This window comes from Pseudomonas asplenii (genome assembly GCF_900105475.1).
Classification (GTDB): Bacteria; Pseudomonadota; Gammaproteobacteria; order Pseudomonadales; family Pseudomonadaceae; genus Aquipseudomonas; species Aquipseudomonas asplenii.
Genome location: NZ_LT629777.1, coordinates 4702871 through 4716167 on the forward strand (window position 1 = coordinate 4702871; position 13297 = coordinate 4716167).

Below are 13297 nucleotides of genomic sequence, written 5' to 3' on the forward strand. Positions count from 1 at the left end.
GCATCACCCCGGACCTGCTGCCGCTGATCAGCCTTGACCAGGCGACGATCGACCATATTGTCGCCAGCGTGCCGGGCGGTGTGGCAAACATACAGGACATCTACCCGTTGGCACCGTTGCAGGAGGGTATTCTCTACCATCACCTGACCGCCGAGCAGGGTGATCCCTACGTTCTTCACGCGCTGTTCACCGTGACGGACCGCGAGCGCTTGGACGCTTTTGCCCAGGCACTGCAACAGGTCATCGATCGTCATGACATTCTGCGCACCGCCGTGCTCTGGCAAGGCCTGGCGGAGCCGGTCCAGGTGGTCTTGCGTCAGGCCCGGCTGCACCGCGAGGTCCTGGAACTGGATCCGCGTCTCGGTGACGTGGCGAGCCAGCTCAAGGAACGCTTCGATACCCGCCACTCGCAGCTGGACGTGACCCAGGCCCCGCTGATGCAACTGGTGTTTGCCGAAGATGAGGGCCAACGGCGTTGGGTGGCGATGTTGCGCTTCCATCACATGGCCCTGGACCATACCGCCCTTGAAGTGGTGCGCGATGAAATCCAGGCGCATCTGCTGGGGCAGGCCGCGCAACTGGGCAGTCCGGTGCCGTACCGCAACTATGTGGCCCAGGCGCGCCTGGGTGTCAGTCAGCAGGAACATGAAAGCTTCTTCCGCGAGATGCTCGGCGATATCGATGAGCCAACGCTGCCGTTCGACTTGCAGGATGTGCAGGGCAACGGTCACGCGGTCGAGGAGGCCAGCCGGGCTCTCTCGCCATCGTTGAGCTTGCGGCTGCGAGCTCGTGCCCGGCAGTTGGGCGTCAGCGCCGCGAGCCTGCATCACCTGGCCTGGGCGCAGGTGGTGGGCCAGGTCTCGGGCAAGCAGGATGTGGTCTTCGGTACCGTACTGATGGGCCGGATGCAGGGCGGCGAGGGTGCCGACCGGGCGCTGGGGATGTTTATCAATACCTTGCCGTTGCGGGTATCCCTGGGTGGGCAGGGTGTGCGTGCCGGGGTCAAGGCGACCCATGCGTGGCTGACCGCGTTGCTGGGGCATGAGCATGCGTCCCTGGCCCTGGCTCAACGCTGCAGTGGCGTGGCCGCACCGGCGCCGCTGTTCAGCGCGTTGCTCAACTACCGGCACAGTGCCGTGGGCAGTGTTTCCGAGCAGGCCCTGCACGCGTGGCAAGGCATCGATAGCCTCGGTAGCGAAGAACGCACCAACTACCCGTTGACCTTGAACATCGATGACCTGGGCGACGGCTTCAGCCTGAATGCGCAAGTCAGTGCCGAGGTTGGCGCCATGCGGGTTTGCGCCTATATGGAGGCGGCGCTGGAGCAACTGCTGGATGCTCTGGAGCAGGATTCCGAGGCGCCACTGAGTGGCCTGTCGATTTTGCCGGCCGCCGAGCGCGAGCAGTTGTTGGTGGGCTTCAACGACACTGCGCTGGAGTATCCGCAGACGCAGACCATTCATGGCTTGTTCGAAGCGCAGGTGGTGAGAACGCCTGATGCATTGGCCGTGATCCATGAGGGCAGGAAACTCAGCTATCGCGAGCTTAACGAACAGTCCAACCGCCTGGCCCATGCCCTGCGCAAGCAAGGCGTGCAGCCGGATTCGCGAGTGGGGATCTGTGTCGAGCGCGGCAGCGAGATGGTTGTGGGCTTGCTGGCGATTCTCAAGGCAGGTGGTGCTTATGTGCCGCTGGATCCTGCTTACCCGGCGGAACGCATTGCCTACATGCTGCAAGACAGCGCCCCGGCGGTCGTCTTGGCGCAGACCGCGACTCAAGAGTTGCTGGCCGGCGTGTCGGTGCCAGTGATCAATCTCGACCAAGGCACCTGGCAGGACGAATCTGTCCAGAATCCACAGGTACCGGGTCTGACTTCGGCTCACCTGGCGTACCTGATCTATACCTCGGGTTCGACCGGTTTGCCCAAGGGCGTGATGATCGAGCACCGTAATACCGTGAACTTCCTGACCTGGGCGCACACGGCGTTTGATAACGCCGCGCTGGACAAGACCCTGTTCTCGACCTCGCTGAACTTCGACTTGGCAGTTTATGAGTGTTTTGCACCGCTGACGTCCGGCGGCAGCATCGAGGTGGTGAAGAACGTTCTGGAACTGCAACACGGCGAACACGATATCGGCTTGATCAACACGGTTCCTTCGGCGCTCAAGGCGCTTTTGGAAGTCGATGGTCTGCCAAAAACAGTGCACACGGTCAACGTGGCTGGCGAAGCGCTGAAACGCAGCCTAGTGGAATCGCTGTTCGAGAAAACCGGTGTCCAGCGCCTGTGCAACCTCTATGGCCCTTCGGAAACCACCACCTACTCCAGTTGGGTAGCGATGGACCGCGAAGACGGCTTCGCGCCGCATATCGGTAAACCCGTCGGCAACACCCAGTTCTACCTGCTCGACGAACACCAACAGCCCGTCCCGCTGGGCGTGCCGGGTGAAATCTACATCGGCGGTGCCGGTGTAGCCCGAGGTTATCTGAACCGTGATGACCTGACCGCCGAACGTTTCCTCCCGGATCCATTCAGCCAGAACACAACGGCACGTATGTACCGCACTGGCGACCTGGGCCGTTACCTGGCCGACGGCAATATCGAATACCTGGGCCGTAACGACGACCAGGTGAAGATCCGTGGTTTCCGCATCGAACTGGGCGAAATCGATGCGCGCCTGGCGAAACACCCAGCAATCCACGAAGCCGTGGTCACCGCTCGCGAAGACGTGCCGGGCGACAAGCGCCTGGTGGCTTACTACACCCTGGCCGAGGGACACACCTCGGTAGAAATCGACAGCCTGCGCCGTCATCTGCAGGAAAAGCTGCCGGAGTACATGGTCCCGGCCATTTACGTCGCACTGGAAAAACTGCCACTGACGCCGAACGGCAAGCTCGACCGCAAAGCCCTGCCAGCACCACAAGGCAGCGCGCTGGTCAGCCTGGGCTACGAAGCGCCGCAAGGTGAAACCGAAACGCTGATCGCCACTCTCTGGCAGGAGTTGCTGGGTGTCCCTCAGGTGGGTCGTCACGATCACTTCTTCGAGCTGGGCGGTCACTCGCTGCTGGCGGTCAGCCTGATCGGACGCATGCGCCAGGTCGGTCTGAGTGCCGATGTGCGCGTGCTGTTCAGTCAGCCAACCCTCGCAGCGCTGACCGCTGCGGTGGGGGGCGGACGTGAAATCGTGGTCCCGGCCAACGCTATCCCAGCCGGCTGCGAGCACATCACTCCGGACCTGCTGCCGTTGATCAGCCTCGATCAGGCCGCCATCGACCGGATTGTCGCCAGCGTGCCGGGCGGTGCGGCAAACGTGCAGGACATCTACCCGCTGGCGCCACTGCAGGAAGGCATTCTCTATCACCATCTGGCGGCTGAGCAGGGGGACCCTTACGTCCTCCAGACACAGTTCGCCTTTGCTGATCGCGAGCGCCTGGATGCCTTCGTCCAGGCCTTGCAAAGTGTGATCGATCGCCATGACATTCTGCGCACCGGGGTGGTCTGGGAGGCCTTGGAATCGCCCGTGCAGGTGGTTTGGCGTCAGGCGCGGTTGCATCTTGAAGCGCTCGAACTCGACCCGTCGGCTGGTGATATCGGCGCACAACTGCACAGCCGTTTCGACCCGCGTCACTATCGCCTGGAGATCGGTCAGGCGCCGTTGATGCGGGTGGCCTATGCAGAAGATCCGCTCAATAGCCGGATCATCGCGATATTGCTGTTCCATCATATGGCCCTGGACCATACCGCCCTTGAGGTGGTGCGCGATGAAATGCAGGCCTGGCTGCTCGGCGAGACAGAAACCCTGGCGGTGCCGGTGTCCTACCGCAACTACGTGGCCCAGGCCCGACTGGGCGTGAGCCAGGCCGAGCACGAAGCCTTTTTCCGCGAGATGCTGGGCGAAGTGGAAGAGCCGACTCTGCCGTTCGGCTTGCAGGATGTGCAGGGCGATGGTCGCGATATCGAAGAAAGCAGCCTGGCGCTGGACCGTCCACTGGCCCTGCGCCTGCGGACCCAGGCCCGGCGCCTGGGCGTCAGTGCTGCGAGCCTGCATCACCTGGCCTGGGCTCAGCTACTGGGGCAGGTCTCGGGCAGGCAGGATGTGGTGTTCGGCACCGTGCTGATGGGGCGGATGCAGGGCGGTGAGGGCGCCGAACGGGCGCTGGGGATGTTTATCAATACCTTGCCGCTGCGGGTCGCCGTGGGCGAACAAGGTGTAAGCGCCGGGGTCAAGGCGACCCACGCGCGGCTCACCGCGCTGCTCGGTCACGAACATGCCTCCCTGGCCCTGGCCCAGCGTTGCAGTGGCGTGGCCGCACCGACACCCTTGTTCAGCGCCTTGCTCAACTACCGGCACAGCGCCGTGGGCAGTGTTTCCGAGCAGGCCGTGCAGGCCTGGCAGGGTATCCAGACCCTTGGCGGCGAAGAGCGGACCAACTACCCGTTGATCTTGAACGTCGATGACCTGGGCGAAGACTTCAGCCTGAGTGTGCAGGCTGTCGCGGGTATCGGTGCGCAGCGGGTCTGCGGCTATATGCAAACGGTGTTGATCCATCTGGTCGAAGCCCTGGAGCAGGCGCCCCAGACGCCGCTGTCCGAGCTTTCGATCCTGCCGGCCGCCGAACGCGAGCAATTGCTGGTGGGCTTCAATGCCAGCCAGCGCGACTACCCACGCACGCAAACCGTTCATGGCCTGTTCGAAGCCCTGGTCCGTCAGCACCCCGAGGCATGCGCGGCCATCCACGACGGCGTATCGCTCAGCTACGCCGACCTCAACACCCGGGCCAACCGCCTGGCCCGCCATCTGCGCGACCTCGGCGTACAACCGGGTGACAGCGTGGCGATTCTGCTGGAGCGCTCCCACGACCTGCTGGTCAGCCAGTTGGCGGCACTCAAGTGCGCGGCGGTCTACGTACCGTTGGACATCAACGCGCCGATCGAGCGCCAGGCATTCATGATCGAGGACAGCCAGGCGAAAACTCTGCTGACCCACAGTCAGGTTGCACTGGCTACTTCAGCGCAGCGGGTAGAACTGGACCGTCTGGACCTGTCTCACCTCGACCAGGCTGATCTGGGACTTGTCCAGTCCAGCGAAAGCGTGGCGTACATCATGTACACCTCTGGCTCCACCGGTACGCCAAAAGGCGTGCTGGTACCACACCGAGCCATCAGCCGACTGGTGCTGAACAACGGCTATGCCGATTTCAACGCCCAGGACCGAGTGGCATTTGCCTCCAACCCGGCTTTCGACGCCAGTACCCTGGATGTCTGGGCGCCGCTGCTCAATGGCGGCTGCGTGGTGGTGATCGGACAGGATGACCTGCTCACGCCGGTGAACTTCCAGCGCCTGTTGCTGGAACACTCGGTGACGGTGCTGTGGATGACCGCCGGGCTGTTCCATCAGTACGCTTCGGGCCTGGGCGAGGCGTTCTCGCGCCTGCGCTACCTGATCGTCGGCGGTGATGTGCTGGACCCGGCGGTGATTGCGCGGGTGCTGGCACACAGTGCTCCCGAACATCTGCTCAACGGCTACGGCCCGACTGAAGCCACGACCTTCTCCGCAACCTACGAAATCACTGCGGTCGGCAACGGTGCAATTCCGATTGGCCGGCCAGTGGGCAATACCCGTCTGTATGTGCTCGATGCCCAGGGTCAGCTTGTGCCACAAGGGGTGGAAGGCGAGCTGTACATTGGCGGGCAGGGCGTGGCCCTGGGTTACCTGAACCGGGATGACCTGACCGAAGAAAAATTCGTCGCCGATCCGTTCAGCCAAGAGCCGAATGCACGGTTGTACCGCACTGGCGACCTGGTTCGCTGGCGTGCCGACGGCAACCTCGATTACCTGGGACGCAATGACGCCCAGGTGAAGATTCGTGGGTTCCGTGTCGAACTGGGCGAAATCGAGGCGCGTCTGGCCGAGCATGCCGAGGTTCAGGACGCAGTGGTGCTGTGTCGCGAAGATGAGCCGGGCAATAAGCGCCTGGTGGCTTATTTCACGGCGCGCGAGTCCGAAACCGTTCTGGAAATCGAAAGCCTGCGCGACCATCTGCAAGGCGCGCTGCCGGAATACATGGTGCCGGCGGCCTATGTGCAGCTCGATGCCTTGCCGTTGACGGCCAACGGCAAGCTGGATCGCAAGGCCCTGCCGGTGCCGGACGCACAAGCGCTGATCAGCCGCGGTTACGAAGCCCCACAAGGCGAAGTGGAAAGTCTGCTGGCCTCGATCTGGGCCGAGGTGCTCAAGGTCGAGCAGGTCGGTCGCCACGACCACTTCTTCGAACTGGGTGGACACTCGTTGCTGGCGGTCAGCCTGATCGAACGCATGCGCCAGGCCGGTTTGAGCGCCGATGTACGCGTGCTGTTCAGCCAGCCGACCCTGGCCGCCCTGGCGGCGGCGGTGGGTAGCGGTCGCGAAATCCGGGTGCCGGCCAATATCATTCCGGCAGACTGCGAGCAGATTACTCCGGCCATGCTGCCGCTGATCAGCCTCGACCAGGCCGCCATCGAGCGGATCGTGGCCACGGTGCCGGGTGGTGTTGCCAACGTCCAGGATATCTACGCCCTGGCGCCGTTGCAGGCGGGTATCCTCTATCACCATATCAGCGCTGAACGTGGCGATCCCTATTTGCTGCAAGCGCAGTTTGCCTTCGATAACCTGGCGCGTCTGGACGATTTCGTCACGGCCTTGCAGTTTGTGATCCAGCGCCATGACATCCTGCGCACCGCGCTGGTCTGGGAAGGCTTGGACGAACCGGTGCAGGTGGTCTGGCGCCAGGCCGCGCTGGTGCGTGAAAGCCTTGAGGTGGACCCGCAGAACGGTGATGTGGCGGCCCAACTGCATCAGCGCTTCGACGCCCGGCATAATCGCCTGGATATTCGCCAGGCGCCGATGCTGCATCTGATTCAGGCCTGGGATGAGCCGAACCAGCGCTGGCTGGCGATGCTGCTGTTCCACCATCTGGCAATGGACCACACCGCGATGGAGGTGCTGCAACATGAGATGCAGGCCTACCTGCTGGGGCAGCAGGCGCAACTGGGAACGCCGATCCCCTATCGCAACTATGTGGCCCAGGCGCGCCTGGGCGTGAGCCAGGAAGAGCACGAACGCTTCTTCCGTGAACGCCTGGGTGATATCGACGAGCCGACCCTGCCGTTCGGCTTGCAGCAGGTCCAGGGCGATGGACAGGGCATCGAGGAGGCCCACCTGGCCGTGGGTGTGGCCCTGGGCCAACGCTTGCGGGTTCAGGCCCGGCAGGCGGGGGTGAGTGTGGCGAGCCTGGTGCACCTGGCTTGGGCCACTGTGCTGGGCCGGGTTTCGGCTCGCGACGATGTGGTCTTCGGTACCGTATTGATGGGCCGGATGGAGGGCGGTGAGGGCGCCGACCGGGCCTTGGGCATGTTTATCAACACCTTGCCGTTGCGCGTGGCCCTCGGCGGTCGAAGCGCTCGCGAAGGGGTCAGGACCACTCACGCCGAATTGACTGCATTGCTTGGCCACGAACATGCCTCCCTGGCACTGGCCCAGCGTTGCAGTGGCGTGGCCGCGCCGACGCCGCTGTTCAGCGCCTTGCTCAACTATCGCCACAGCAGCCTGACCGTGACCGAGCAGGCCCAGAGCGCCTGGCAGGGTATGCAGTCGCTGAGTGGCGAGGAACGGACCAACTATCCGTTGACCCTCAACGTCGACGACCTGGGTGAAGATCTCCTGTTGACCGCCCAGACCGCTCCCGTGATCGCGGCCAAGCGAATCTGTGTCTATATGCAGCAGGCCTTGCTCAGCCTGGTCGAAGCACTGGAACAAGGCAGCGCCACGCCGTTGCAGACACTGCCGGTGTTGCCGGACGAGGAGCGCCAGCTGTTGCTGGAGGGCTTCAATGCCACCACGGTCGACTACCCGCTGGACCTGCCCCTGCACGCACTCTTCGAAGCCCGCGTCGCGAAGTGTGGCGATTCGGTTGCCGTCGTCGACGAGCAGGGCAGCCTGAGTTATGAGGCGCTTAACCGCCAGGCCAACCGCATCGCCCATCGCCTGATCGAGCTGGGCGTAGGCCCGGATGACCGGGTGGCGATCTGTGTCGACCGCAGTGTGCAAATGCTCGCCGGGCTGCTGGGCATCCTCAAGGCCGGTGCTGCCTATGTGCCGCTGGATCCGTACTTCCCGCGCGATCGCCTGACCTACATGCTGGAGAGCAGCGCCCCAGCGGCGATTCTCACCCAGCAAGCCTTGCAGTCGTTCCTGCCAACCGGCAGCGTGCCGGTACTGTTGCTCGACCCCGAACTGGCCGCACGCGAAGGCTTCCACGCGCAGTCCGAGCAGAACCCGGCGCCAGCCGACCTGCGCAATGCACTGCACCCGGAACACCTGGCCTATGTCATCTACACCTCCGGTTCCACCGGGTTGCCGAAGGGCGTGCAGATCAGCCATCGGGCCTTGAGCAACTTCCTCCACGCCATGGGCCGCGAACTCGGTCTTGCGCCGCAGGATCGCTTGCTGGCGGTCACCACGATCTCCTTCGACATCGCCGCGCTCGAGCTGTACCTGACCCTGGTCAACGGCGCCTGCGTGGTCCTGGCTTCCCGCGAGGCGACCGTGGATGCCCTGCACTTGCAGCGCCTGCTCGATGAGCAGCGGATCACCGCGATGCAGGCGACTCCGGCCACCTGGCAAATGCTGGTCAACAGTGGCTGGACCGGCAAGCAGGACCTGCGGATCTTCTGCGGTGGCGAAGCCCTGCCGCGCAACCTGGCCCGCGAGCTGCTGGCGCGCAGCCGTGAGTTGTGGAACCTCTACGGTCCGACGGAGGCGACGATCTGGGCCTGTGTCGCGCGCGTCGATGAACACGGCGATTCGGCCATGGTGCCGATCGGCAAACCGATGGACAACACGCGGCTCTACCTGCTGGACGACAACCGGCAGCCGGTGCCGCTGGGCGTCGCGGGCGAGCTGTACATCGGAGGAGTGCAAGTGGCCCGCGGCTACCTGAACCGCGACGACCTGACCGCCGAACGTTTCCTCGACGACCCGTTCAATGACGGGCGCATGTACCGTACCGGCGACCTGGCGCGCTACCTGGCGGATGGCACGGTCGAATACCTGGGGCGTAACGACGACCAGGTGAAGATTCGCGGTTTCCGCATCGAACTGGGCGAAATCGAGGCCCGTCTCGCCACGTATCCCGGGATCAAGGATTGTGTGGTGGTGGCGCGCGAAGACAACCCGGGTGAGAAACGCCTGGCGGCCTATTTCACGCCACGCCAGCCGCAAAATGTGCTGGAGATTCAGGACCTGCGCGAGCATCTGCAAGGCGCGCTGCCGGAGTACATGATCCCGACGGCTTACCTGCAACTCGAAGCGTTGCCGTTGACGCCCAACTGCAAAGTCGACCGCAAGGCACTGCCGGCACCGGACGGCTCGGCATTCAGCCGCGAATACGAGGCGCCGCAAGGCCTGACCGAAGAGCGCCTGGCCGCCATCTGGGCCGACTTGCTCAAGGTCGAGCGGGTGGGGCGCAACGATCATTTCTTCGAGCTGGGAGGGCATTCACTGTTGGCGGTCACGCTGATCGAGCGGATGCGTCAAGCCGGTCTGGGCGCCGATGTCCGTGTGCTGCTCGGCCAGCCGACCTTGGCGGCGCTGGCAGCGGCAGTCGGTGGCAGTAGCGAAGTCGAGGTACCGGCCAATCTGATTCCCGAGGATTGTGAGTACATCACCCCAGAGCTGTTGCCGCTGGTCAGCCTGACCCAGGCGCAGATCGACCGGGTGGTGGCGAACGTGCCGGGCGGTGCAGCGAACGTGCAGGATATCTATCCGTTGTCGCCGTTGCAGGAGGGCATCCTGTTCCATCACCTGTCCGCCGGTGAAGGTGACCCCTATGTACTGCAATCGCAGTTCAGCTTCGACAGCCACAGCCGTTTGGACGACTTCATCCAGGCACTGCAACGTGTGATAGAGCGCCACGATGTGCTGCGTACATCGATCGCCTGGGAAGGGCTTGAGGCACCGTTGCAAGTGGTCTGGCGTCATGCGCGGCTGGAGGTCGAGACACTCGGGCTCGACCCGCGCGACGGAGCGCTGTCGGCGCAACTGCTGCAACGCTTCGCGCCGACGCACTACCGCCTCGATTTGCAACAGGCACCGTTGCTGCACCTGGCCGTCAGTGAAGAGGCGTCTGGCGGGCGTTGGGTGGGGATCTTGCTGTTCCATCATATCGCTATCGACCACACCACCCTCGCGGTGGTGCAACAGGAAATGCAGGCGTTCCTGCGTGGCCAGGCGGAGTCGCTGGCACCGGCCGTACCGTATCGCAACTATGTGGCCCAGGCGCGCCTGGGTATCAGCCAGCAGGAGCATGAAGCGTTCTTCCGCACGATGCTCGGCGATGTCGATGAGCCGACCCTGCCGTTCGAACAGCAGGAGATTCGTGGCACGGAGCAGGCGATCACCGAGGCTCATCTGGGCCTGACCGCAGATCTGTCCCGACGCCTGCGTCTTCGAGCCCGGCAGGCCGGTGTCAGCCCGGCGAGCCTGGCGCACCTGGCTTGGGGGCTGGTACTGGGACGGTTGTGTCAGCGCGAAAAAGTGGTGTTCGGCACCGTGTTGCTGGGCCGGATGCAAGGCGGCGAGGGTGCCGAGCGGGCACTGGGGATGTTCATCAACACCTTGCCACTCCGTCTGGACCTGGGCGAACTGGACACCCGGGCCGCGCTCAAGGCCGCCCATGGCCGCTTGACCGCGCTGCTTGGCCATGAGCATGCCTCCCTGGCGTTGGCTCAGCGTTGCAGCGGGGTACCGGCCCCGACGCCACTGTTCAGCACCTTGCTCAACTATCGCCATGGTGGCGGTGAAGTCAGCCAGCAGGTCCTCGATACCTGGCAGGGTATCGAAAGCCAGGGCGGGGCCGAGCGTACCAACTATCCGCTGACCCTGTCGGTGGACGATGACGGCGTGGGCTTCAGCCTGACCGCTCAGGCGGTTGCCGGTATCGATGCACGGCGTGTCTGCGGCTATATGCAGGCGGCGCTGGAAAGTCTGGCCGGTGCCCTGGAACAGCGTGCAGACATTCCGTTGGCACGGCTGTCGGTGCTGCCGGTGACGGAGCTTGAGCAGTTGTTGTTCGGGCTCAACGACACCGCGCTGGAGTACCCGCAGGCACAGACCATTCATGGGTTGTTCGAAGCGCAGGTGGGGAACACCCCGGATGCGCTGGCGGTGATCCATGAGGGCAGGAAGCTCAGCTACCGCGAGCTTAACGAACAGGCCAACCGTTTGGCCCATGCCCTGCGCAAGCAAGGTGTGCAGCCGGATTCGCGAGTGGGTATCTGTGTCGAGCGTGGCAGCGAGATGGTTGTGGGATTGCTGGCGATTCTCAAGGCAGGTGGCGCTTATGTGCCGCTGGATCCGGCTTACCCGGCGGAACGCATTGCCTACATGCTGCAGGACAGTGCCCCGGCCGTGGTCTTGGCTCAGAACGCTACCCGTGAGCTGCTGGCCGGCGTATCGGTGCCTGTGATCAATCTCGATCAGGGCACTTGGCAGGACGAATCCGTCCAGAATCCACAGGTACCGGGTCTGACTTCGGCGCACCTGGCATACCTGATCTACACGTCGGGTTCGACCGGTTTGCCCAAGGGCGTGATGATCGAACACCGCAACACCGTGAACTTCCTGACTTGGGCACATACGGCGTTCGATAACGCCGCGCTGGACAAGACCCTGTTCTCGACCTCGCTGAACTTCGACCTGGCGGTTTATGAGTGTTTTGCACCGCTGACTTGCGGCGGCAGCATCGAGGTGGTGAAAAACGTTCTGGAACTGCAACACGGTGAGCACGATATCGGCTTGATCAACACGGTTCCTTCTGCGCTCAAGGCGTTGTTGGAGGTCGATGGTCTGCCAAAAACAGTGCACACGGTCAACGTGGCCGGCGAAGCGCTGAAACGCAGCCTGGTGGAATCGCTGTTCGAGAAAACCGGCGTCCAACGCCTGTGCAACCTCTACGGCCCTTCGGAAACCACCACCTACTCCAGTTGGGTGGCGATGGATCGCGAAGAAGGCTTCGCTCCACATATCGGCAAACCGGTGGGCAACACCCAATTCTACCTGCTGGACGAGCAACAACAGCCCGTTCCACTAGGCGTACCGGGTGAAATCTATATCGGCGGTGCCGGCGTAGCCCGTGGTTACCTGAACCGTGATGACCTGACTGCCGAACGTTTCCTCCAGGATCCATTCAGCCAGGACACAACGGCTCGCATGTACCGCACTGGCGACCTGGGTCGCTATCTGGCCGACGGCAATATCGAATACCTGGGCCGTAACGACGACCAGGTGAAGATCCGTGGTTTCCGCATCGAACTGGGCGAAATCGATGCGCGCCTGGCCAAGCACCCCGAGGTGCGGGAAGCGGTCGTGATGGCTCGCGAGGACGTGCCGGGAGAAACCCGTCTGGTGGCGTACTTCACGCCGGTCAACACCCGTGTTGTGCCGGATAGCGGCAGTCTGCGGGCTTATCTGCAAGGACTGTTGCCGGACTACATGCTGCCGGCTGCCTATGTGCCGCTTGACGCGTTGCCACTGACGCCCAACGGCAAGCTGGACCGCAAGGCCTTGCCGGCTCCGGATAGCAATGCCTACGCCTCGCGTGCCTACGAGGCTCCGGTGGGCGAAACCGAGATCAGGCTGGCGGCACTCTGGGCCGATCTGCTCCAGGTCGAGCGAGTGGGGCGTCATGACCACTTCTTCGAGTTGGGCGGGCACTCGCTGTTGGCGGTCAGCCTGATCGAGCGCATGCGTCAGGCAAACCTGGACGCCGATGTGCGGGTGCTGTTCGGTCAGCCGACGCTGGCCCAGGTGGCCGCGTCGGTGGGGACGACACAACGGGTGGAGGTACCGCAGGCGAAGGTGCCGACGCTTAACCGCAAACGCCGTTTCTGAAGCATCGACCACGGCCCGACCGATCGGCAATCGGTCGGGCCGTGGTCTTTCCCTCCTGTTCCCCTTCGCGACATTCCGAATGGCTCGGCTCCTCTCGGGAGCAGGGCTTGTCCCTGCTTCCCATGACAGACAGTCCCCGGTGGATGCTCTAATTTTCGAGGCCTGTGGGGAGCATGGCGAATGGGGATATTTGGCCTGTATCAGTGGATCGTGAGCCTTTGCCGCCACGAGTCCGGTCAGGCCTGCACCCGAGTTCCCGTGCCGTCTTCGAACCTCGAAGCCACTTCTATTTTTATCGCGTCAACGCTGTCTCCGACACCGAGCATTTGGGTCTTCAACCCTCTCCGAAATGATAAACAGCAGGTTATTCG

Annotated in this window: 1 protein-coding gene (only partly in view); it reads left to right on the forward strand. The window is 63.4% G+C overall.

Going from position 1 to position 13297, the window contains the following annotated elements:
• On the forward strand, positions 1-12926 hold the 3' portion of the coding sequence (locus BLU37_RS20970) for a non-ribosomal peptide synthetase (protein WP_090208471.1). Its footprint begins 3454 nt before the window's first position; 12926 of the gene's 16380 nt are visible here — the last part of the coding sequence; its start codon lies beyond the left edge, outside the window; it ends in the stop codon at positions 12924-12926.
• Positions 12927-13297 lie beyond the last annotated feature (371 nt).